Annotated in this window: 18 protein-coding genes and 1 pseudogene; 9 read left to right on the plus strand and 10 right to left on the minus strand. The window is 72.0% G+C overall.

The window, feature by feature from the left end:
• The first annotated feature begins 148 nt into the window (after positions 1–148).
• The 4 genes from EF918_RS01625 to EF918_RS01640 all read left to right on the plus strand — a co-directional run bounded on the left by EF918_RS01625 (position 149) and on the right by EF918_RS01640 (position 4,054).
• On the plus strand, positions 149–1,075 hold the full coding sequence (locus EF918_RS01625; RefSeq protein ID WP_125639346.1) for an ABC transporter ATP-binding protein: 927 nt from the start codon (positions 149–151) through the stop codon (positions 1,073–1,075).
• On the plus strand, positions 1,072–1,839 hold the full coding sequence (locus EF918_RS01630) for an ABC transporter permease (protein ID WP_125639349.1): 768 nt from the start codon (positions 1,072–1,074) through the stop codon (positions 1,837–1,839). Before EF918_RS01625 ends, EF918_RS01630 begins: the two co-directional genes overlap by 4 nt.
• 73 nt (positions 1,840–1,912) lie before the next feature.
• Positions 1,913–3,061, plus strand: coding sequence for a hypothetical protein (locus tag EF918_RS38935; protein ID WP_125639352.1), 1,149 nt, complete (start codon positions 1,913–1,915; stop codon positions 3,059–3,061).
• 33 nt (positions 3,062–3,094) lie between these two features.
• Positions 3,095–4,054, plus strand: a complete 960-nt coding sequence (locus tag EF918_RS01640) for a heme A synthase (protein WP_125639355.1) — start codon at positions 3,095–3,097, stop codon at positions 4,052–4,054.
• 64 nt (positions 4,055–4,118) lie between these two features.
• Here EF918_RS01640 and EF918_RS01645 read toward each other — a convergent pair whose 3' ends face one another.
• The 3 genes and pseudogenes from EF918_RS01645 to EF918_RS01655 form a co-directional block, all read right to left on the minus strand.
• Positions 4,119–5,246 (minus strand): amidohydrolase family protein, encoded by a 1,128-nt coding sequence (locus tag EF918_RS01645; RefSeq protein WP_125639358.1) that lies wholly within the window; start codon positions 5,244–5,246, stop codon positions 4,119–4,121.
• A 546-nt stretch (positions 5,247–5,792) separates the two neighbouring features.
• A pseudogene (locus EF918_RS01650) lies at positions 5,793–6,095 on the minus strand (hypothetical protein); the annotation flags it as partial.
• A gap of 24 nt (positions 6,096–6,119) precedes the next feature.
• Positions 6,120–7,061 carry a heme o synthase gene (locus EF918_RS01655; protein WP_125639361.1) on the minus strand — a complete coding sequence of 314 codons (942 nt, stop codon included), beginning with the start codon at positions 7,059–7,061 and terminating at the stop codon, positions 6,120–6,122.
• A 292-nt stretch (positions 7,062–7,353) separates the two neighbouring features.
• Between EF918_RS01655 and tkt the strand changes: the two genes are divergently transcribed.
• From tkt to pgl, 5 genes are all read left to right on the plus strand, one after another.
• Positions 7,354–9,441 (plus strand): transketolase, encoded by a 2,088-nt coding sequence (tkt, locus tag EF918_RS01660; RefSeq protein ID WP_125639364.1) that lies wholly within the window; start codon positions 7,354–7,356, stop codon positions 9,439–9,441.
• A gap of 37 nt (positions 9,442–9,478) precedes the next feature.
• Positions 9,479–10,597, plus strand: coding sequence for a transaldolase (gene tal, locus EF918_RS01665; protein ID WP_125639367.1), 1,119 nt, complete (start codon positions 9,479–9,481; stop codon positions 10,595–10,597).
• Between the two features lie 5 nt (positions 10,598–10,602).
• Positions 10,603–12,132 (plus strand): glucose-6-phosphate dehydrogenase, encoded by a 1,530-nt coding sequence (gene zwf, locus EF918_RS01670; protein ID WP_125639370.1) that lies wholly within the window; start codon positions 10,603–10,605, stop codon positions 12,130–12,132.
• Positions 12,129–13,184, plus strand: coding sequence for a glucose-6-phosphate dehydrogenase assembly protein OpcA (gene opcA / locus EF918_RS01675; protein WP_125639373.1), 1,056 nt, complete (start codon positions 12,129–12,131; stop codon positions 13,182–13,184). The genes zwf and opcA overlap by 4 nt, the downstream gene beginning before the upstream one ends.
• 215 nt (positions 13,185–13,399) lie before the next feature.
• Positions 13,400–14,182, plus strand: coding sequence for a 6-phosphogluconolactonase (gene pgl / locus EF918_RS01680; RefSeq protein ID WP_125639376.1), 783 nt, complete (start codon positions 13,400–13,402; stop codon positions 14,180–14,182).
• A gap of 61 nt (positions 14,183–14,243) precedes the next feature.
• On the opposite strand, the gene pgi is transcribed toward pgl, so the two are convergent.
• From pgi to EF918_RS01715, 7 genes are all read right to left on the minus strand, one after another.
• Entirely contained in the window at positions 14,244–15,899 is a 1,656-nt protein-coding gene (gene pgi / locus EF918_RS01685; protein ID WP_125639453.1) for a glucose-6-phosphate isomerase, read from the minus strand.
• Positions 15,900–16,051: 152 nt separating this feature from the next.
• On the minus strand, positions 16,052–16,387 hold the full coding sequence (locus tag EF918_RS01690; protein ID WP_007263454.1) for an RNA polymerase-binding protein RbpA: 336 nt from the start codon (positions 16,385–16,387) through the stop codon (positions 16,052–16,054).
• Between the two features lie 65 nt (positions 16,388–16,452).
• Positions 16,453–16,689 carry a preprotein translocase subunit SecG gene (gene secG, locus EF918_RS01695; RefSeq protein ID WP_185921551.1) on the minus strand — a complete coding sequence of 79 codons (237 nt, stop codon included), beginning with the start codon at positions 16,687–16,689 and terminating at the stop codon, positions 16,453–16,455.
• 102 nt (positions 16,690–16,791) lie between these two features.
• The gene (tpiA, locus tag EF918_RS01700; protein ID WP_125639380.1) at positions 16,792–17,568 is read right to left on the minus strand and encodes a triose-phosphate isomerase; all 777 of its coding nucleotides are present in this window, start codon (positions 17,566–17,568) and stop codon (positions 16,792–16,794) included.
• 6 nt (positions 17,569–17,574) lie between these two features.
• Positions 17,575–18,786, minus strand: a complete 1,212-nt coding sequence (gene pgk, locus EF918_RS01705; protein ID WP_125639384.1) for a phosphoglycerate kinase — start codon at positions 18,784–18,786, stop codon at positions 17,575–17,577.
• A 126-nt stretch (positions 18,787–18,912) separates the two neighbouring features.
• Positions 18,913–19,917, minus strand: coding sequence for a type I glyceraldehyde-3-phosphate dehydrogenase (gene gap, locus EF918_RS01710; protein ID WP_125639387.1), 1,005 nt, complete (start codon positions 19,915–19,917; stop codon positions 18,913–18,915).
• A gap of 198 nt (positions 19,918–20,115) precedes the next feature.
• Positions 20,116–23,094 carry a M14 family metallopeptidase gene (locus EF918_RS01715; protein ID WP_125639390.1) on the minus strand — a complete coding sequence of 993 codons (2,979 nt, stop codon included), beginning with the start codon at positions 23,092–23,094 and terminating at the stop codon, positions 20,116–20,118.
• Positions 23,095–23,174: the final 80 nt, after the last annotated feature.

The following is a 23,174-nucleotide window of genomic DNA, read 5'->3' on the forward strand; positions in this document are numbered from 1 at the left end:
TCGACGCAGAGTCACGACGCGGACGGCGCTGCGCGGTCCTCCCAGGCCAGGGGCGGTGCCGGGAGGGCCCCGGGATCGCGCCGGGACCCCGGGGCGATCCCTTCCCCGGGCCGAAGGCGCCCTTCCCCGGCTCCGTAGACTCACCCGCATGAGCAACGACCCCGCCGTGGAGATCCGCGGACTGGTGAAGCGCTACGGCACCAAGACCGCGGTGGACGGCCTGGACCTCGTCGTCCCGAGGTCCGCGGTGACGGCGGTCCTCGGACCCAACGGCGCGGGCAAGACCACCACGGTCGAGACCTGCGAGGGCTACCGCCGGCCCGACGCCGGCACCGTCCGGGTCCTCGGGCTCGACCCCGTCGCCGACGCCTCCGCCCTGCGGCCCCGCGTCGGGGTGATGCTCCAGTCCGGCGGCGTCTACTCCGGCGCCCGCGCCGTCGAGATGCTGCGCCACATGGCCTCCCTGTACGCCGACCCGCTCGACGTCGACCCGCTGGTGGAGCGGCTCGGCCTCGGCAGCTGCGGCCGGACCCCCTACCGCCGGCTCTCCGGCGGCCAGCAGCAGCGGCTCTCCCTGGCCATGGCCGTGGTCGGCCGCCCCGAGCTGGTCTTCCTGGACGAGCCCACGGCCGGGCTCGACCCGCAGGCCCGCCGCGCCACCTGGGAGCTGGTCCGGGAGCTGCGCGCCGACGGGGTCACCGTCGTCCTCACCACGCACCACATGGACGAGGCCGAGCAGCTCGCCGACGAGGTCGCCGTCGTGGACGCCGGCAAGGTCATCGCCCACGGCAGCCCCGAGCAGCTCTGCCGCGGCGGCGCCGAGAACACCCTGCGCTTCACCGGCCGCCCCGGCCTCGACCTCGCCTCCCTGCTCAAGGCCCTGCCCGACGGCACCCAGGCCGCCGAGCTGACCCCGGGCGCGTACCGCGTCACCGGGGACGTCGACCCGCAGATGCTGGCCACCGTCGCCTCCTGGTGCGCCCAGCACGGCGTCCTGCCGGACAGCCTCTCGGTGGAGCGGCACACCCTGGAGGACGTCTTCCTCGAACTCACGGGCAAGGAGCTGCGCGGATGAGCGCCGGTACGTTCACCCCCCGGCCGGGCGCGGCCCCGGTGTCCCGCATGATCGCGGCGCAGACGGCCCTGGAGACCCGGATGCTGCTGCGCAACGGGGAGCAGCTGCTGCTGACCGTGATCATCCCCGCGCTGCTGCTGGTGCTCTTCTCGGCGGTGGACATCGTGGACACCGGGGCGGGCAGGTCCGTGGACTTCCTGGCTCCCGGCGTGCTCGCGCTGGCCGTGCTGTCCACCGCCTTCACCGGCCAGGCCATCGCCACCGGCTTCGACCGCCGCTACGGCGTGCTCAAGCGGCTCGGCGCCTCGCCGCTGCCGCGCCGGGCGCTGCTGACCGCCAAGACCCTGTCGGTGCTGGTCACCGAGGTGCTCCAGGTGGCGCTGCTCACGGTGATCGCACTGGCGCTGGGCTGGTCCCCGCAGGGGAACCCGCTCGCGGTCGCCGCGCTGCTGCTGCTGGGCACGGCCGCCTTCTCCGGGCTCGGGCTGCTGATGGCGGGCACCCTCAAGGCCGAGGTGACGCTGGCCGCCGCCAACCTGGTGTTCCTGCTGCTGCTGGTCGGCGGCGGGGTGATCGTGCCGCTGGAGAAGTTCCCCGACGCGGTCCGCGCGGCCCTGGAGCTGCTGCCGATCTCCGCCCTGTCCCACGGCCTGCGCGAGGTGCTCCAGCACGGCGCGGCGCTGCCCCTGCGGGACCTGGCCGTGCTGGCCGGCTGGACGGTGGCCGGGCTGGGCGCCGCCGCCCGCTTCTTCCGCTGGGAGTGAATCCCTTCCGCCCGCCGCGCCTTCGGCGTCAGGATGGAAGCCTGACCACACGAGGGTGACGCCGGGGGGCGGCATGGCGGGGCGTGAGGCCGTTCTACGGCTGGACGAGAGGTGGGCGAGGATCCGCGCGGGGGCCGGGCACGTGGCGCCGGAGGAGGCGGCACGGCTGCTCGACGAGCTGATCGCGGCGCTGCGGGAGCCGGCCCGGACCGACCCGGACTTCGCCGCGCGGCTGGGACTGCGGCTGGGCGACCTGGCGGCCCGGCGGTTCGCCGCGGGAGACCGGGCCGGGGCGCTGTCCGCCGTCGAGGAGGCCCTGCACCACGCCCAGCAGGCCGCCGGGCACCGGCCCGAGTACGCCCGCTGGTACGCCCGCGGCCTGATCAACCAGGGGGTGTGGCTGGCCTGGCCGCTCAGCGACGAGCGGCGGCTGCCCCGGCACCCGCTGGGCCCGGCCGCCCAGGAGGGCCCGGGCCCCATGGAGCGGGCCGCCGGCGAACGGGCCCGGGACGTCACCCGCGCCGCGGTCGAGATCTGGGCGGGCCTGGACCAGAGCGACCCCGCCAACCACCGCGGCCTCGCCCAGGCCAAGGTCTTCCTCGGCGACCGGCTCGCCGAGCTGGGCCAGGCGGAGCAGGCGACGGCCTGGGCGGTGGACGCGGAGGGCGACTTCCGCCGGCTGCTCCAGGCCAGCGAGGACCCGCAGGTCCTGCAGGAGTCCGAGGAGGCCCTCGCCCACCTCGGCCGTCAGCTCCAGCTGCGGCTGCGCTACCTGTCGTTCGAGTCGCTGGTCAACCTGCGGGTGGGCGGCCTGCTGCCCGAACGGCTGCTCCCCCAGGCCGTGGTCGCCGCCCGGATCCAGGGGGTGGCCCCGGGGGACATGGCCGCGCTGCTCCGGCTGGACCCGGAGGACGTGGACACCATGCTCGACGTCACCCCGTGGCTCGCGGTCTGGCGGTTCGACGTCCGCGGCCCGGACGGACTCTGGCAGCCCCGCCCGCACCCCTGGCACGGCGCCGCCGAGGTGCGCAACCGGACAGCGGCGGACGTAGGGGGCGAACTGCTGCGCGGCTTCATGGAGTCCGCCGACTGCCCCGGCCCGGGCGGCTCTTGGCGGCTGCACGTGTGGTGGCAGGAGGAAGCGGACCCGGCCGCGGCCCGGTTCCGCCAGCTCGTGGGCCCCGAGGCGGCGGGCCCGACACCGGGGAGCACCCCCTCGTGAAACTTTGCACAAGGCGCCACCTACGATAGGGGCGTGTTCAACCCCTTCGCCTACCTTGCCGCCCGCTGGACGCCCTCACCCCGGACCGTCCAGCGCGCCGCACTCGCCGCCCTGGTCATGACCGTCGTCATCGTCGTCACCGGCGGTGCGGTCCGGCTGACCGGATCCGGCCTCGGCTGCGACACCTGGCCCAAGTGCACCGAGGACAGCCTGGTCACCACGCAGGCCCAGGGCATCCACGGCGCCATCGAGTTCGGCAACCGCATGCTGACCTATGTGGTCAGCGCGGCCGTCGGCTGGTGCATCCTGGCCGCCCGGTGCGCCAAGCCGTGGCGCCGCTCGCTGACGAAGCTCGGCTGGGCGCAGTTCTGGGTGGTCTGCGGCAACGCGGTGCTCGGCGGCATCACGGTCCGTACGGGGCTCAACCCGTGGAGCGTGGCCGGGCACTTCCTGCTGGCCACCGCCCTCATCACGGTCACCACGGTCACCTGGCAGCGCAGCCGCGAGGGCGACGGCGCCCCCAAGCGGCGGGTGCCCGAGCCGGTGCGCAAGCTCTCCTGGGCCCTGGTCGCCGCCAGCGTGGTCCTGATCGCGGCGGGCACCGTGGTGACCGGCTCCGGTCCGCACGCCGGCGACAGCAGCGACGTCCCGCGGATGCCGTTCGACTGGGAGACCACCGCGCACGTGCACGCGGTCGCCGCCTGGGTCGTGTGCGCGCTCGGCCTCGCGATGTGGCTCGTACTGCGGGTGGTGGACGCCCCCGACGACACCCGGGCCCGCGCCCGGGACCTGCTGGTCGTGCTGCTCGCCCAGGGTGCCATCGGCTACGTGCAGTTCTTCACCGAGCTGCCCGAGGTGCTCGTCGCCGCCCACATGTTCGGCTCCTGCCTGGTGTGGATCGCGGTGCTGCGGCTGCTGCTGAGCCTGCGCGAGCGGCCGGTGGACCGGCCCGAGATCCCGGCGCAGGCCGACCCGGCGCTGTCCGCGGCGTAGTCCGCGACGTGGTCCGCGGCGCGGGTACGTCCCCGGGCCCGGCCGGTCGGAACGGTCGGGCCGGTCAGGCCGGGACGGCGGTGGCCAGGCGGTAGACGCGCCGGGCGTTGCCCGCCGCGACCATGGCGGCGACCCGTTGGGCGTCCCGCAGGGACCAGGCCCCGTCACCCACCCAACCGCCCAGCACCCGGCCCAGCGCCTCGCGGAACACCCGTGCCCCGACCACGTGCAGCTCGGGCAGGTTCCGGCCGCCGCTGGAGAACAGCAGCTTGCCGAAGGGGGCGAGCTCCAGCAGTTCGGCCAGCACCTCGGCGGCCCGGGCCCCGGTGTGCGCGAGGGCCGGGCCGAGGTCGGCGTGGACGTGGGGGAAGGCCGCCGCCAGATGGGCGGCGTGCCGGTGGTACGGGTACCCGTGCAGCAGCACCAGGTCGGTGCCGAGCCCGGCGGTCGCCCGCACGAAGTCGGTCAGCAGCGTGGGATCGGTCCGGTCGATGCGCTCCCGCGGATCCCCGGCCCCGGCGTGCAGCTGGAGCGGCAGCCCGGAGGCCACCGCGCTCCACAGCAGGTGCCGCAGCAGGACCGGATCCCGTACGGACCCGCCCCGGGTCCGGCGCGCCAGCCAGCGCCCGGCCGCCGCGCGCACCTCGTCCGGGCCGGGCGGCTCGGGGGCGAAGGCGAGGGCCGTGCCGTGCCCGGCGCCCGTACCGCAGCTGAAGGCGACCGCCGTCCCGGCGGCGGCGTGCAGGGCCTCGGCCAGGTTGACGAGGAACGCGGCGGAGGTGCCGGAGGTGTCGGCGACCTGCTCGGCCAGGGTCTCCAGCCGGACGATCTCATGGGCCTCGGCGTCCCCGGCCAGCGCCAGCTCGCGGGGGCCGGTCAGGTCCCCGGGCAGGCCGGTGTCCACCAGATAGGTGGCGATCCCGGAGCCGCGCAGCAGCCGGCGGCCGGTCTCCAGGACGCCCAGCTCCCGGCGCCGGGCCAGGTAGCGGGCGGGCGGGCAGTGCGGTTCCAGGCCGAGCAGCGGCGGACACCAGCGTCGGACGGCGAAGCCGGTCTGGGTGTCGAAGAAGGTGGTGCCGGGGGCCGGCGGCCGGCCCGACCGGCTCAGCTGGGCCTCGAAGGTGCCGAGGCCCAGCTCCGTCCGGAGCACTCCATGGCAGTACTGGTCCACCAGGGGCGGCGTTTCGATCATCCGGTCATCCCGTTGCGGACGTGGGGCGGGCTTGCGCGCTTCCACACGTCCTAACGGGTGACAGGGGTGTCAGGTGTTGCTCGTGCAGTTGACCGAGCGGGCACCCTGCGGAGCCGCCGCAGACTAGGCCTGGTCCGTCCCGGCAGGCTTCTCACCCTCCGCCGGCTTCGCGGCCTCGGCGGGCTTCTCGGCCTCCCCGGCCGGCTCCGCCTTCTCGGCTGCGGGCTCCTCGACCTCGGCCTTCGCGGGCTCGGGCTTCGCGGGCTCCGCGGCCTCGGGCTTGGCAGGCTCCTCGGCCTTCACGGCCTCCGGCTTCGCGGCCTCAGGCTTCGCGCCCTCGGGCTCCTTGACCTCCGCCTTGGCCGGCTCCGCCTTCACGGCCTCAGGCTTCGCGGCCTCGGGCTCCTTGACCTCCGCCTTGGCCGGCTCCGGCTTCGCGGCCTCGGCCTTCGCGGCCTCCGGCTCCGGCTCGGGCTCGGGCTCCGCCACCACCGCGGGCTCGGGCTCCGGCTCCGCCACCGCGGCCGCCGGCCGCGGGTTCGGGGTGCCGCCGAGCTGGATGCCGGCCATGCGCGTCCACTCGTACGGACCCGTGCGCACCTGGGCGGCGAAGTCGCCGTCGAACTCCTCGTGGAGGGTCAGCCCGGCCTTCTCCGCGGCCAGCTTCGCCACCGCGTGGGTGGGGGCGACCAGGTCGCCCCAGCCACCGTCCGGGCCGACGAGCACGATCCGGGTGCCCGCCTGGCCGATGTACGCGAGCTGCCCCTCGGCGCCGCCGTGCTGCTTCGAGAAGGCGCCGATCTGCTTGGCGAGCTTCGCCGCGCTGCGCTCCTGCTTGGTGTCTGCCATACGGCAGATGCTACCGGCGAGTAATCAGCGGAGGAAGGGATCCACGGCCACGGCCACGAACAGCAGCGACACATAGGTGATGGACCAGTGGAACAGGCGCATCTCCTTGAGCTTCGCGCCCGTGACCCCGGCCTTGGCCCGCGCCTGCAGCGCGTGCGCCTCCCACAGCCACCAGCCGCCCGAGGCCAGCGCGACCGCGGTGTAGAACCAGCCGGTGTAGCCGAGCGGCTGGAGCAGCAGCGAGACGCCGACCATGACCCAGCTGTAGAGGACGATCTGCCGGGCGACGGCCTTGTTGCCGGCCACCACCGGGAGCATCGGCACGCCGACCCGCGCGTAGTCGTCCTTCACCTTCATCGACAGCGGCCAGTAGTGCGGCGGCGTCCAGAAGAAGATGACGAGGAAGAGGATGACGGCGGCCCAGGAGATCTCGTTCTTGACCGAGGACCAGCCGATGAGGACCGGCATGCAGCCGGCGATGCCGCCCCAGACGATGTTCTGGGTGGTGCGCCGCTTCAGCAGCATCGTGTAGACCACGACGTAGAAGAGGAGCGCGCCGAGGGCGAGGGCGGCGGACAGCCAGTTGACGAGCAGTCCGAACCAGACCGTGGAGACCACGCCGAGGGTGATGCCGAAGGCGAGGCATTCGCGCGGGCTGACCATGCCGGTCACCAGGGGGCGCTGCGAGGTGCGGTCCATCAGCGCGTCGATGTCGCGGTCGATGTACATGTTCAGCGCGTTGGCGCCGCCCGCGGACAGGTACCCGCCGGTGCAGGTGGCCAGGACCAGCCACATCGACGGCACGCCCTGCTGCGCGAGGAACATGACCGGCACTGTGGTGATCAGCAGAAGTTCGATGATCCGCGGCTTGGTCAATGCCACGAAAGCCATGACCCGGGCCCCGAACGGCCGGTGACCGGGGGCGGTCCCAAGCACCCCCGCTGGACGGGATTCGACGGCCGTCACGCACACCCCTGAGAGAGAATCCAGCAAGCTCCCGCGGCCTGAAATCCCCGGTAAAGACTTGCGCGTACCACGCCACTCTAGACGTTGCGCTGACGTCGCCCCGCGCCGGGGTCGCCTCGTGTTGGGCCGAGTGCCGCGCACCACCCGACCGGGCAAACACGACGTGGCAAGGTGGTGACAGGCTGCAGGCACTCGAATAGCTGCACGCCGTGGCGAGGGTAGGCTCGGAATCGCGCCGGTGCACCGTTCGTCACCGGGACTACAAGCATGTGGAGAGGAGCCCTGACCCACGGTGAGCACCAAGCCGACCAGCACAGAGCTCGTGTGGACCGAACTGGACCAGCGCGCGGTGGACACCGCCCGCATCCTGGCCGCCGACGCGGTACAGAAGGTCGGGAACGGACACCCCGGCACGGCCATGAGCCTTGCACCCGCCGCCTACACCCTCTTCCAGAAGGTGATGCGCCACGACCCGGCCGACCCCGAGTGGGTCGGCCGTGACCGTTTCGTGCTCTCCGCGGGGCACTCGTCCCTGACCCTCTACACCCAGCTCTACCTCGGCGGCTTCGGCTTGGAGCTGGACGACCTCAAGGCGTTCCGCACCTGGGGCTCGAAGACCCCGGGCCACCCGGAGTACGGCCACACGGCCGGCGTCGAGACCACCACCGGTCCGCTCGGCCAGGGCATCGCCAATGCGGTGGGCATGGCCATGGCCGCCCGCTACGAGCGCGGCCTGTTCGACCCGGAGGCCGCCCCGGGCACCTCCCCGTTCGACCACATGGTCTACGTCATCGCCGGTGACGGCTGCCTCCAGGAGGGCATCTCCCACGAGGCCTCCGCCCTGGCCGGCCACCAGAAGCTCGGCAACCTGGTGCTGCTGTGGGACGACAACCACATCTCCATCGAGGGCGACACGGAGACGGCCGTCTCCGAGGACACCCTCAAGCGCTACGAGGCGTACGGCTGGCACGTCCAGCGCGTCGCGCAGCAGGAGAACGGCGACCTCGACCCGAAGGCCCTGTACGAGGCCCTGCTCGCGGCCAAGGCCGAGACCGGGCGTCCCTCCTTCATCGCCGCCCGCTCGATCATCGCCTGGCCGGCCCCGCACGCGCAGAACACCGAGGCCGCCCACGGCTCGGCGCTGGGCGACGACGAGGTGGCCGCCACCAAGCGCGTCCTGGGCTTCGACCCGGAGCAGACCTTCGAGGTCTCCGACGAGGTCATCGGCCACACCCGCAAGCTGGGCGACCGCGGCCGCGAGGCCCGCGCCGCGTGGGAGAAGGACCTCTCCGCCTGGCGCACGGCCAACCCGCAGCGCGCCGCCGAGTTCGACCGGATCCAGGCCAACGAGCTGCCCGAGGGCTGGGAGGACAAGCTCCCCGTCTTCGAGCCCGGCAAGGGCGTCGCCACCCGCGCCGCCTCCGGCAAGGTGCTCCAGGCGCTCGGCGCGGTGATCCCGGAGCTGTGGGGCGGCTCGGCCGACCTGGCCGGCTCCAACAACACCACCATCGACAAGAACTCCTCGTTCCTGCCGAAGGGCAACCCGCTGCCGGAGGCCGACCCGTACGGCCGCACCATCCACTTCGGCATCCGCGAGCACGCCATGGCCGCCGCCATGAACGGCATCGCGCTGCACGGCCACACCCGGATCTACGGCGGCACCTTCCTGGTGTTCTCCGACTACATGCGCAACGCCGTGCGCCTGTCCTCCCTGATGCACCTGCCGGTGACGTACGTGTGGACCCACGACTCCATCGGCCTCGGCGAGGACGGCCCGACGCACCAGCCGGTCGAGCACCTCGCCTCGCTGCGCGCCATCCCGGGCCTGAACGTCGTACGTCCGGCCGACGCGAACGAGACCGCCATCGCCTGGCGCGAGATCCTCAAGCGTCACACGAAGGTGTTCGGCAAGGGCGCCCCGCACGGTCTGGCGCTGACCCGTCAGGGTGTGCCCACGTACGCCCCGAACGAGAACGCCGCCAAGGGCGGCTACGTGCTCTTCGAGGCCGAGGGCGGCGACGCCCAGGTCGTGCTCATCGGCACCGGCTCCGAGGTCCACCTCGCCGTCGCCGCGCGCGAGGCGCTGCAGGCCGAGGGCATCCCGGCCCGGGTGGTCTCGATGCCGTCCGTGGAGTGGTTCGAGGAGCAGGACCAGGAGTACAAGGACAGCGTGCTGCCCCCGTCGGTCCGGGCGCGAGTCGCGGTCGAGGCCGGCATCGGCCTGACCTGGCAGCGTTACGTGGGCGATGCGGGCCGGATCGTGTCGCTGGAGCACTTCGGCGCCTCCGCCGACGGCAACGTGCTGTTCCGCGAGTTCGGCCTGACCGCCGAGGCCGTCACCGCAGCCGCCAAGGAATCGATCGAGTCCGCCGCGCGCTGACGCCGGTACGAGAACCACAGTAGGAGATGCAATTCCCATGACAGACGCACTCAAGCGCCTCTCCGACGAAGGCGTGGCGATCTGGCTGGACGACCTGTCCCGCAAGCGCATCACGTCCGGCAACCTGGCGGAGCTGATCGACGAGTCGCACGTGGTCGGTGTCACCACCAACCCGGCGATCTTCCAGAAGGCCATCAGCGGCGGCGACGGCTACGGCCCGCAGCTCGCCGACCTGGCGGCCCGCAAGGTCACCGTCGAGGAGGCCATCCGCATGATCACGACGGCGGACGTCCGTGACGCCGCCGACATCCTCCGCCCGGTCTTCGACGCCACCGACGGCCAGGACGGCCGGGTCTCCATCGAGGTCGACCCCCGGCTGGCCCACAACACCACGGCGACGGTCGCCGAGGCCAAGCAGCTCGCCTGGCTGGTGGACCGCCCGAACACGCTCATCAAGATCCCGGCGACCAAGGCCGGCCTGCCGGCGATCACCGAGGTCATCGGCCTGGGCATCAGCGTCAACGTCACGCTGATCTTCTCGCTGGAGCGCTACCGCGAGGTCATGGACGCCTACCTGGCCGGTCTGGAGAAGGCCAAGGAGCGCGGCCTGGACCTGTCCAAGATCCACTCGGTGGCCTCGTTCTTCGTGTCCCGCGTGGACACCGAGATCGACAAGCGCCTGGACGCCCTGGGCACCGACGAGGCCAAGGCCCTCAAGGGCAAGGCGGCCCTCGCCAACGCCCGCCTGGCCTACGAGGCCTTCGAGGACGTGTTCTCCTCCGAGCGCTGGGCGGCCCTGGACAAGGCGCACGCCAACAAGCAGCGCCCGCTGTGGGCCTCGACCGGCGTCAAGGACCCGGCGTACAAGGACACCCTGTACGTGGTGGACCTGGTCGCCCCGGGCGTGGTCAACACCATGCCGGAGGCCACCCTGGAGGCCACCGCCGACCACGGCGAGGTCGCCGGCGACACCGTCAGGGGCACCTACGAGCAGTCGCGCGCCGAGCTCGATGCGGTCGCGAAGCTGGGCATCTCGTACGACGATGTGGTTCAGCTGCTGGAAGACGAGGGCGTCGACAAGTTCGAGGCGTCCTGGAACGACCTGCTGAAGTCGACCGAGGCGGAGCTCGCGCGCCTCGCCCCTGCGGAGGACTGAGTATTTTGTCAGCAAACGGAGCGAACAACCCGCTTCGTGACGCACAGGACCGGCGGCTCCCGCGCATCGCGGGGCCGTCCGGCCTGGTCATTTTCGGCGTTACGGGTGACCTGTCGCGCAAGAAGCTGATGCCCGCCGTCTACGACCTGGCGAACCGGGGCCTGCTGCCCCCGGGCTTCTCGCTCATCGGCTTCGCCCGTCGTGAATGGGAGCACGAGGACTTCGCCCAGGAGGTGTACGAGGCCGTCAAACAGCACTCGCGCACCCCGTTCCGGGAGGAGGTCTGGCAGCAGCTGGTGCAGGGCTGCCGGTTCGTGCAGGGCGACTTCGACGACGACGCGGCGTTCGAGACGCTGAAGGCGACGATCGAGGAGCTCGACAAGCAGCAGGGAACGGGCGGCAACTTCGCCTTCTACCTGTCGGTCCCGCCGAAGTTCTTCCCCAAGGTCGTGCAACAGCTCAAGGACCACGGGCTGGCGCAGAAGGAGGGTTCCTGGCGGCGTGCCGTCATCGAGAAGCCCTTCGGCCACGACCTCAAGAGCGCCCAGGAGCTCAACAAGGTCGTCCACGAGGTCTTCCCCCGGGACGAGGTCTTCCGGATCGACCACTACCTGGGCAAGGAGACCGTCCAGAACATCCTGGCGCTCCGCTTCGCCAACACGATGTTCGAGCCGATCTGGAACCGGTCGTACGTCGACCACGTGCAGATCACCATGGCCGAGGACATCGGCATCGGCGGCCGCGCCGGGTACTACGACGGCATCGGCGCCGCCCGTGACGTCATCCAGAACCACCTGCTCCAGCTGCTCGCGCTGACCGCGATGGAGGAGCCCGGCTCCTTCCACCCCAAGGCGCTGGTGGCGGAGAAGCTGAAGGTGCTCAGCGCCGTGGAGATCCCGGAGGACCTGGGCAAGCACACGGTGCGCGCGCAGTACACCTCCGCGTGGCAGGGCGGCGAGAAGGTCGTCGGCTACCTCGAAGAGGACGGCATCGACCCCAAGTCGAAGACCGACACCTACGCGGCCATCCGCCTGGAGATCAACAACCGCCGCTGGGCGGGCGTCCCCTTCTACCTGCGCACGGGCAAGCGCCTGGGCCGCCGGGTGACGGAGATCGCGGTGGTCTTCAAGCGGGCCCCCTACCTGCCGTTCGAGTCGGGCGCGACCGAGGAGCTGGGCGAGAACGCCCTGGTCATCCGGGTCCAGCCGGACGAGGGCGTCACGGTGCGGTTCGGCTCGAAGGTCCCGGGCACCTCGATGGAGGTCCGCGACGTCACGATGGACTTCGCCTACGGCGAGTCCTTCACGGAGTCGAGCCCCGAGGCGTACGAGCGCCTCATCCTCGACGTGCTGCTCGGTGACGCGAACCTCTTCCCGCGCCACCAGGAGGTCGAGCTGTCCTGGAACATCCTCGACCCGATCGAGGAGTACTGGGACAAGCACGGCAAGCCCGCGCAGTACCCGGCGGGCACCTGGGGGCCGGTCGAGGCGGACGAGATGCTCGCACGAGACGGACGGAGCTGGCGCCGGCCATGAAGATCGACCTCACGGAGACCAACTCCAGCAAGATCAACTCTGCGCTGGTGCAGGCCCGCCGGGACATCGGCACACCCGCCATCGGCATGGTGCTGACGCTGGTCATCGTGACCGACGAGGAGAACGCGTACGACGCGCTCAAGTCGGCCTACGACGCCTCCCACGAGCACCCCTCGCGGATCGTCGTCGTCATCAAGCGGATCAGCCGCTCGCCGCGCAGCCGGCGCGACGCCCGTCTCGACGCGGAGATCCGCGTCGGGGCGGACGCGGGCACCGGTGAAACGGTTGTCCTGCGCCTGCACGGCGAGCTGGTCGACCACGCCCAGTCGGTGGTCCTGCCGCTGCTGCTGCCGGACGCCCCCGTGGTGGTCTGGTGGCCCGAAGGCGCGCCGGCCGACCTGTCCGGCGACCCGCTGGGCACGCTCGGGCAGCGCCGGATCGTCGACACCTACGCGGCCGAGGACCCGATCGCGGCGCTCGGCGCACGGGCGGCGGCGTACGCGCCCGGGGACACGGACCTGTCCTGGACCCGGATCACGCCGTGGCGTTCCATGCTCGCGGCGGCGCTGGACCAGCAGCCGGTCAAGGTCACCTCGGCCACGGTCGAGGGCGAGGAGGACAACCCGAGCTGCGAACTGCTGGCCATGTGGCTGGCGGACCGGCTCGGCGTACCCGTCCGCCGGACCGCCTCCGAGGGGCCGGGCCTGACGTCCGTCCGCCTGGAGAGCAAGGAGGGCACGATCGTGCTCAACCGGGCCGACGGCGGGCTGGCGACGCTGTGCATGCCGGGGCAGCCGGACCGCTCCGTCGCGCTCAAGCGGCGCGACACCGCGGAGCTCCTGGCGGAGGAGCTGAGGCGGCTGGACCCGGACAACACGTACGAGTCCGCGCTGAAGTTCGGCGTGACCCGGCTGGCCGGGCCCGAAGCCGCTCCTGCGGCGGGCGCCCCGGCTCCGGCCGCGACCGGCTCGGCGACCGGCTCGGCGCCGGAGCCGGAGGCCGAGGCGGCCCCGGCCAAGCCGAAGGCGTCCCGCAAGGCCGCCACGAAGTAACCGGGACGGGGGCTCCGCCCCCGTCCCCCGGTCCCTGACCCCCGGGCGGGCCGAAAAGACCCTGGGGCTCCGCCCCAGACCCCGCGCCTCAAGCGCCGGCGGGGCTGGACACATGCGGCGCAGCCGCCTCCCTCCAGCCACGCCGGCGTCCAGGGACCGGGGCCCGGGCGCGGGCCCCGTCATCCACGACGAACGAAGGCGGCACACCCATGGGCATGACGACACCTCAGGTCGTCGTCCACCGGGACAAGGAGCTGATGGCGCAGGCCGCCGCAGCCCGTCTCATCACGAAGATCGTCGACGCTCAGTCCGCCCGCGGCACCGCCTCGGTCGTCCTGACCGGCGGCCGCAACGGCAACGGCCTGCTCGCCGCGCTCGCGGCGGCCCCGGCCCGGGACGCCGTCGACTGGTCGCACCTGGACCTCTGGTGGGGCGACGAGCGGTACGTCCCGGCCGACGATCCCGAGCGCAACCACACCCAGGCCCGCGAGGCCCTGCTGGACTCCGTCCCGCTGGACCCCGCCCGGGTCCACGTCATGCCGGCCTCCGACGGCCCGTACGGGCCCGACGTGGACGCCGCCGCGGCGGCCTACGCCGCCGAGCTGGCCCGGGCGGCGACCCCGGAGGACCACGGCCCTGTGCCGCAGTTCGACGTGCTGATGCTCGGCGTCGGGCCCGACACGCACGTGGCCAGCCTGTTCCCCGAGCACCCGGCGGCCCGGGAGACCGAGCGGACCGTGGTCGGCGTGCACGGCGCGCCCAAGCCGCCGCCCACCCGGATCTCGCTCACCATGCCCGCCATCCGCTCCGCCCGCGAGGTGTGGCTGCTGGCGGCCGGTGAGGACAAGGCCGGCGCGGTCGCCATCGCCCTCGGCGGGGCGGGCTCGGTGCAGGCCCCGGCCGCGGCGGCGTACGGGCGGGCCCGCACCCTGTGGCTGCTGGACCGGACGGCCGCGGCCAAGCTTCCCCCCGCGATGTACCCGCCCGCGCTCTCCTAGCCCCCGGCGCCCGCGTCCCCGAGCCCCGCACCCGTGGTGCGGGGCTCGGTCCGTGTCCGGGTCAGCGGCCCCGCAGTTCGCGGTACGTGGCCACCAGCGCCTTGGTCGAGGGGTCCAGGCCGGGCACCTCGGCGCCCTCGGTCAGGGCCGGCTCCACCCGCTTGGCCAGGACCTTGCCGAGCTCGACGCCCCACTGGTCGAAGGAGTCGATGTTCCACACCGCGCCCTGGACGAACACCTTGTGCTCGTACAGCGCGATGAGCTGGCCCAGCACCGACGGGGTGAGCTCGGGGGCCAGGATCGTGGTCGTGGGGTGGTTGCCCCGGAAGGTCTTGTGCGGGACCAGCTCCTGCGCGACCCCCTCGGCCCGGACCTCGTCCGGGGTCTTGCCGAAGGCCAGTGCCTGGGTCTGGGCGAAGAAGTTGGCCATCAGCAGGTCGTGATGGGCCGCCAGGTCCGGGGACAGCTCGCCGACCGGGCGGGCGAAGCCGATGAAGTCGGCCGGGATCAGCTTCGTGCCCTGGTGGATCAGCTGGTAGTAGGCGTGCTGGCCGTTGGTGCCGGGCGTGCCCCAGACCACCGGGCCGGTCTGCCACTCGACCGGTTCGCCGTCCCGGTCCACGGACTTGCCGTTGGACTCCATGTCCAGCTGCTGGAGGTACGCGGTGAACCGCGAGAGGTAGTGGCTGTAGGGCAGCACGGCGTGCGACTGGGCGTCGAAGAAGGCGCCGTACCAGATGCCCAACAGGCCCAGCAGCAGCGGGGCGTTCTGCTCCGGCGGGGCCGTGCGGAAGTGCTCGTCGACGGTGCGGAAGCCCGCCAGCAGCTCACGGAAGGCGTCCGGGCCGATCGCGATCATCAGCGAGAGGCCGATCGCCGAGTCGAAGGAGTAACGGCCGCCGACCCAGTCCCAGAAGCCGAACATGTTGTCCGGGTCGATGCCGAACTCCCGGACCTTCTCCTCGTTCGTGGACAGCGCCACGAAGTGCCGGGCCACGGCCGCCTGGTCGCCGCCCAGACCGGCGAGCAGCCAACTGCGGGCCGAGGTGGCGTTGGTGATGGTCTCGATGGTGGTGAAGGTCTTGGACGCGATGATGAACAGCGTCTCGGCCGGGTCCAGGTCCCGGACCGCCTCGTGCAGGTCGGCGCCGTCCACGTTGGAGACGAAGCGGAAGGTCATGCTCCGGTCAGTGAAGGCGCGCAGCGCCTCGTACGCCATCGCCGGTCCGAGGTCGGAGCCGCCGATGCCGATGTTGACCACGTTGCGGATGCGCCGGCCGGTGTGGCCCTTCCACTCGCCGGAGCGGACCCGGTCGGCGAAGCCGGCCATCTTGTCGAGCACCGCGTGCACGCCGGGGACCACGTCCTCGCCGTCCACCTCGACGACCGTGCCGGCGGGCGCGCGCAGCGCGGTGTGCAGCACCGCCCGGTCCTCGGTCACGTTGATCTTCTCGCCGCGGAACATGGCGTCCCGCAGCTCCGCGACGCCCGTGGCGGCGGCGAGGTCGCGCAGCAGTGTGAGCGTCTCGTCCGTCACGAGGTGCTTGGAGTAGTCGATGTGCAGGTCGCCGACCCGCAGGGTGTAGCCGGTGCCCCGGCCCGGGTCCGCCGCGAACAGGTCCCGCAGGTGCGTCTGCCCCAGTTCCTCCCGGTGCTTGCCCAGGGCCAGCCACTCGGGGGTGCGGTTCAGCTTCGCCTTGCGGCCGTCTGCGTTCATCTCGGACATCAACCCACTTCTTCCGTCCTGTCGTGCCCCGCCATGACCCAACCTAAGGGATACGGAGCCCGACACCGCACACCAACGGGCCCGGCCCGCGGGAGAGGTGTCTCCCACGGGCCGGGCCCAGGTCCTGTGCGGCGGAAGTGCGGCTAGATCTCGCCCCGCAGCTTGGCGAGCGCCTCGGCGAGGATCGCCTCGCCGTCGGCGTCGGTGCGCCGCTCGCGCACGTACGCCAGGTGCGTCTTGTACGGCTCGGTGCGCGGCGGGGCCGGGGGGTTGTCCCGGTCCTGGCCGGCGGGGAACCCGCACCGGGGGCAGTCCCAGGTGTCCGGTACCTGCGCGTCACTGGCGAAGCTCGGCTGGGTCTCGTGCCCGTTGGAGCACCAGAAGGAGATGCGCAGGCGCGGAGCGGACTCGCCCCGCTCGGCCTCGCCCATCGGCCCAGCTCCGACCCGACTTCCACGGATCGCGTTGCCACTTGCCACGGTCGTAACTCCCTGCGTGATGGTGCCGCGAAGCGCGAGTGTACCGCGCTGTACCCGAGTTGGGGTCAGCTACCGGACTTCATCAGCAGGCCGAGGGCGACGATGCAGGCGAACCAGAGCGTGCCGACCACGACCGTGATGCGGTCGAGGTTCCGCTCGGCCACCGAGGAGCCGCCGACGGACGACTGCATGCCGCCACCGAACATGTCGGAGAGGCCGCCGCCCTTGCCCTTGTGCATCAGCACCAGCAGCATCAGCAGCAGGCTGAAGACGATGAGGGCGATCGAGAACCCCATGATCACGGCTGGACCCTACCTATCTTGGTTGGTGATGCGGGGGCCGGGTGCTGGGTACAGCCCGGTCCGGCCCCCGCAAGGGTACGACGGATCCGCCCTACCGCATACTCACTGGTCGCGGAAGCGGACGATCTTGACGAACTCGTCGGCGTCCAGCGCGGCACCGCCGACCAGGGCGCCGTCCACGTCGGGCTGGGCCATGATCGCGGCGATGTTGCCGGCCTTCACCGAGCCGCCGTACTGGATGCGGACCTTGTCGGCCACGTCCTGGGAGTACAGCTCGGCCAGCCGGCCGCGGATCGCCCCGCAGACCTCCTGGGCGTCCTCGGGGGTGGCCACCTCGCCGGTGCCGATCGCCCAGACGGGCTCGTAGGCGATCACGATCGTCTCGGCCTGCTCGGCCGGGACGTCCTTGAGGCCGCCGTCGACCTGCGCGAGGGTGTGGGCGACCTGGTTGCCCGCCTTGCGGACGTCCAGGCCCTCGCCGACGCACAGGATCGGGGTGAGGCCGTGGGCGAAGGCGGCCTTGACCTTGGCGTTGCAGAGCTCGTCGCTCTCGCCGTGGTACTGGCGGCGCTCGCTGTGGCCCACGGCCACGTAGGTGCAGTTCAGCTTGGCGAGCATGGGGCCGGAGATCTCGCCGGTGTAGGCGCCCGAGGCGTGGGCGGAGAGGTCCTGGGCGCCGTACTTGATCTTCAGCTTGTCGCCGTCGACGAGGGTCTGGACGGACCGCAGGTCGGTGAAGGGCGGCAGCACCGCGACCTCGACCGCGTCGTAGTCCTTGTCGGAGAGGGCGAAGGCGAGCTTCTGGACGTGGGCGATGGCCTCAAGGTGGTTGAGGTTCATCTTCCAGTTGCCCGCCATCAGGGGGGTACGCGTGCTCACGGTGGTTCAGTCCTCCAGTGCGGCGAGGCCGGGGAGCGTCTTGCCCTCGAGGTATTCGAGGCTGGCGCCACCGCCGGTCGAGATGTGGCCGAAGGCGTTCTCGTCGAAGCCCAGCGTGCGCACGGCCGCGGCCGAGTCGCCACCGCCGACGACGGTGAAGGCGCTGGAGTCGACGAGGGCCTGCGCGATCGCGCGGGTGCCGCCGGCGTAGTCGGGGTGCTCGAAGACGCCCACCGGACCGTTCCAGAACACGGTCGCGGCGTCGGCGATCTTCGACGCGTACAGCTCACGGGTCTTCGGACCGATGTCCAGACCCTCCTTGTCGGCGGGGATCTTGTCCGCGTCGACGGTGATGAAGTCGGCCGGGGCCTTGGTCTTGAGGTCGGGGAAGTCCGCGGAGGCCAGGACGTCGACCGGCAGGACCAGCTCGACGCCGTTCGCCTCGGCGCGGGCCATGTACTCCTTGACCGTGTCGACCTGGTCCCTCTGCAGCAGCGAGATGCCGACTTCGTAGCCCTTGGCGTGCAGGAAGGTGTAGGCCATGCCGCCGCCGATCAGCAGGCGGTCGGCCTTGCCGAGCAGCTCGTCGATGACGGCGAGCTTGTCGGAGACCTTGGCACCGCCGAGGACGACCACGTACGGGCGCTTGACCTCGTCGGTGAGCTTCTTCAGGACGCCGACCTCGGTGCCGATCAGGTAGCCGGCCGCGTGCGGCAGGCGCGAGGGCAGGTCGTAGACCGAGGCGTGCTTGCGGTGCACGGCACCGAAGCCGTCGCCGACGTAGAGGTCGGCGAGCTCGGCGAGCTGGTCGGCGAAGGCGCCGCGCTCGGCGTCGTCCTTCGCGGTCTCGCCGGCGTTGAAGCGGAGGTTCTCGATGACGGCGACCTGGCCGTCGGTGAGGGCCGCGACGGCCGCCTTGGCGGACTCGCCGACGGTGTCGGTGGCGAACGCGACGTCCTGGCCGAGCAGTTCGCCCAGTCGCGCGGCGGCGGGGGCCAGCGAGAACGCCGGGTCCGGGGCGCCCTTGGGGCGGCCCAGGTGGGAGGCGACGATCACGCGGGCGCCGGCCCCGGCGAGCGCGGCGACGGTGGGCGCCACGGCGCGGATGCGGCCGTCGTCCGTGATGGTGGTGCCGTCGAGCGGCACGTTGAGGTCGGCGCGGACGAAGACCCGCTTGCCGGAGACGCCCTCGGCGAGGAGTTCGTCGATCGTCTTCATGGTGTTTCTGACTCCTTTGACGCCCGTGTAGAGGCGAAGAACGACAGGCAAACTACAGGGTCCGGGCGGCGCGTCGTCGCGCCACCCGGACCCTGGGCTTTCACATCGCGGTTACCGCTCCGACGATCAGAGCTGGCCGCCGACGAAGACGGTGAGGTCGACGAGGCGGTTCGAGTAGCCCCACTCGTTGTCGTACCAGCCGACGACCTTGACCTGCTTGCCCTGGACCATGGTCAGGGAGGAGTCGAAGGTGCAGGAGGCCGGCCAGTTCACGATGTCGGAGGAGACGATCGGGTCCTCGGTGTACTCCAGGACGCCCTTGAGCTGACCCTCGGCGGCCTTCTGGAAGGCGGCGTTGATCTCGTCCTTGGTGACCTCGCGGTCGAGCTCGATGACCAGGTCGGTGACCGAACCGGTGGGGACCGGGACGCGCATGGCGATGCCGTCCAGCTTGCCCTTGAGCTGCGGCAGGACCAGCGCGGTGGCCTTGGCGGCACCGGTGGAGGTCGGGATGATGTTGACCGCGGCGGCGCGGGCGCGACGCAGGTCGGAGTGCGGGAAGTCCAGGATGCGCTGGTCGTTCGTGTACGCGTGGACCGTCGTCATCATGCCCTTGACGATGCCGAAGCTCTCGTCGAGGACCTTGGCCATCGGCGCCACACAGTTGGTGGTGCAGGAGGCGTTGGAGATCACGTGGTGGTTGGCGGCGTCGTACTTGTCCTGGTTGACGCCCATCACGATGGTGATGTCCTCGTTCTTGGCCGGGGCCGAGATGAGGACCTTCTTCGCGCCGGCGGCGAGGTGCTTGGCGGCGTCCTCGCGCTTGGTGAAGATGCCGGTCGACTCGATCACGATGTCGGCGCCCAGCTCGCCCCAGGGGAGGTTCGCGGGGTCACGCTCGGCCATCGTCTTGAAGGTCTTGCCGTTGACCGTGATGGTGTCGTCGGTGTGGCTGACCTCGGCGTCGAGGCGGCCGAGGATGCTGTCGTACTTCAGCAGGTGGACCAGGGTCCCGTTGTCCGTCAGGTCGTTGACGCCGACGACCTCGACGTCCGCCCCCTGCTCCAGCAGGGCGCGGAAGTAGTTGCGCCCGATGCGGCCAAAACCATTGATGCCTACGCGGATCGTCACGAACCGATCTCCTCGTGGTACGCCGGCCTGTCCGCCGGCGAGCTGTATGGGATGTCCCCGACCGCTTACGACCCTACCTCTCGTCGCGGCATAGAGTGACATCGATGCCGTAGGGACACTCCCCCGGGCACCGGGGGAAGCCCTGGGTGCGGCCCGTACCGGGGGTCCGGCACGGGCCGCCGAGGACCTAGGCCCTCGTCACTCTCCGTCGCCGTAGGGGCGGTGGTGGAGGGAGCGGAGTGCCTTACCGATCAGTAGAGCCCGATCGACGGGCTTCTGGAGGTGCTCCAGGCCGAAACCGAGGAGCACCGTGTCACGCGTAGTGACCGAGGAGAAGGACTTGAACAGCTCCCCGCTGCGGGACCAGTCGCCCGCGACGTCCGGACTTCCGGCCGGAGCGCCGGGGGTGGTCCAGACACCGAGCGAGCTCTCGAAGCCCTCGTTCTCCTTGTCGGTGCCGCCGACGACCAGGCGCGCGTCGTCCGCGAAGACCCCCCGGCCGCCGCTGCCCGGGTCGGTGACGTAGGACAGCGAGACCTCGACCGTCCGGCCCGCGTAGGCGCTCAGGTCGAAGCTGACGTCCTTCCAGCCGCCGGAGGAGCCGGTGAAGCCGTTCCAGGCACCGGAGGTGCCGGTGGCGGTGCAACTGCCGCCGGCCAGGGTCAGGTAGTGCTTCAGGAAGGGGTGGGCGCCCACGTAGAAGCCCTCACCGCAGTCCGCGGGCACCGTGGTGCGGGTCAGTCCCGACAGCTCGGGCAGCGTGGTCCAGTCGTCCGCGCCGGGGGCGTGGGCCTCCAGCAGGACGTGGTCGTAGTCCTTCTCCACGTTCCAGGACAACGCCATCCGCAGCTGCGGCCGGTCGGCCGCGGTGACCCGGGTGAGGTCGATCGTGCGGACCAGGCGCCGGTAGTCGTTGTCCTCGTGGGTGGCCGCGGCCATCCACGCGCCGGTGCGGGGGGCGTACGGGTTCACGACTCCGGCGTACCCGCCCGACTGCGCGCTGGTGAACTGCGGGAACTGCGCCGCCGGCAGGCTGTCGGAGGTGACGGTGAAGGCACCGGCGGCGTCGAGCGGGTTGCCCGCCGCGTCGCCGAGCGCGCCGCCCGCGCCGGCCAGGGCGCCCGCCCCGGTGAACCCGGTCGCGCCGCGGGCGCCGGCCCGGGCGTAGGCGCCGAGGTAGTACTGGCTGAAGTCGTCGGTCACGGCGTCGCCGATCTCGACGTCACCGCCCGCGAGCTCGCCGGCCTCGATCAGCTTGCCGCCCTCGTTGAGGAAGTCGCGCACGGCGAGCTGGGTGGCCCCGCCGGGGGCCCGGGCGCCGGTGTAGTGGACCGCCGTGCCGAAGTGGGAGAGCACGCCCAGGGGATGCGGCACGCCCTGGGTGGCGACGTCCCAGACGGCCGCGGACCGGCCGTTGGCGCGCAGCGCGTCCACGTAGCTGCGGGCGTGCTGCGCCGGGGCGCCCTCCTCGGCGATCACAAGCACGTCGGCGCGCGGCCGGTCGGCCACCGTGTACGTGAAGTGCTCGCTGGAGACCTGGCGGCCGGAGTCCGGGTCCCGGCCGGTGAACCAGACCTCGACCTTGTCGCCGGGGCGGGCGCCGCCGACCTCGGCCCGGTACTGGTCGAAGTACAGGTTGTCCTTGCCGCCGTAGACCTTGCCGCCCTTCCACGGACGCAGGTCCTCGTCGTGCGGGCGTCCGCCGTTGACGCGGTACGTGAGCCGCTTGTCGCGCAGCGACTTGCGGGCGGTGACGGAGACCTCCTGCTCCTGGCCGCGGGCGGCCCAGGAGGTGGTGAAGGTGTCGGGGGTGAAGTCGGGGGCCGTCAGGCCCACCGAGGAGGACGGCCGGTCGGGGTGGGCGGCGGTCTCGGCGACGGAGAGCGCGAAGGGGACGTTCTTGGCGAACTCCCCCTGGATCAGCTTCTCGTCGTCGGGGAAGTTGAAGCCGGACCGGCAGTCCTCGGGCTTCCACCGGTCGTCCGGGTCGATGCGGGAGGCGGTCTGGCACGTGGTCATCTCCGGCGTGAACATCATCATGCCGTTGACGTTGGCGGCCTGCCCGTCGGCCTCGCCGTTGGTGGTGTACAGCTCGGAGGAGACCTGCGGGTGGTAGCCGGGGACCGCCGGGTTGTCCGGGGTGCCGGCGAGCGCCTTGTACAGGACGTCGTCCGGGGTCGGGGTGGCCACCTGCCAGCCCACGCCGTAGAGCAGCAGTTCGGCGGCGGAGTGGTAGTTGATGCCGTACGTGAAGCCGATGCGCTTCTCGAAGGCGTCGAGGGCGACGGTCTCGGGCTCGGAGGAGGGGGCGGGGCCGCGGTAGGTCTCGCTCGCCGGGTTCGGTGAGGAACCCTCGTTGTCGTAGCCCCACCTGTAGGCGAAGTTGCGGTTGAGGTCGACACCGTCGCCTGCGGCGATCTTCCCGTCCCCGTCGGTGTCGCGCAGGTTCTTGCGCCACAGCCGCTGTCCGTCGGGCGCGTGTGTGTAGTCGTAGCCGTCGGGGTTGGCCGAGAGCAGGAACCACAGCTCGGTGGAGTCCACGATGCCGGTGATCCGCTGGTCCTTGCCGTAGCCGTCGAGCACGTGGTGCATCAGCCGCCGGGTCATCTCCGGGGTGATCCACTCGCGGGCGTGCTGGTTGGACATGTACAGCACGGACGGCTTGGCCCCGTCGCGGATCTCCTTGGCGTTCTTGGTGACCTTCAGGGCGAGGATGTCCTTGCCCCGGACGGTCTTGCCGAGGGAGACGACCTTGGTCAGGGCCGGGTTCTGCTGGGCGGTGCGCAGGATCTCCTCCTGCAGGCCGCCGGGGCCGCTGTACGGGCGGAACACCCCGTCCCCGGCCGCCCGGCCGCGGGCCGCGGCCCGCTCGGGCACGGTGCGCTCGGTGAGCCGGACGCCCTTGGCGCCGAGTTCCTGGGCCTGGGCGGTGGTGAGGAAGAGCTCGACCTTGGTGGTGCCCCGGTCGGGGGCGCGTTCACCGAGTTCGTGGGCGTCCTGGCCGGCGGCGAGGACGAGCGGGACCTGTTCCCGGGTGATGTCGGCGTCGTAGACCCGGACCTCGTCGGCGGCCGGCGCGGGACCGGTGCCGGGGACGGCCTGGGCGGTCGGTACGGCGGCGAGCGAACCTAATGCGAGTGCGCTGGCGGCGAGGAACGATCTCGCGCGGAGCCTCATATGCCCCCCTGGGCGTCGTAGGCCACGAAAGCGGTCGGACGACAGGCTCACGACCCGCACATGCCCATGTCAATGGTGCG

Origin of the sequence: Streptomyces sp. WAC06614 (assembly GCF_003949795.1) — a bacterium.
Classification (GTDB): Bacteria; Actinomycetota; Actinomycetes; order Streptomycetales; family Streptomycetaceae; genus Streptomyces.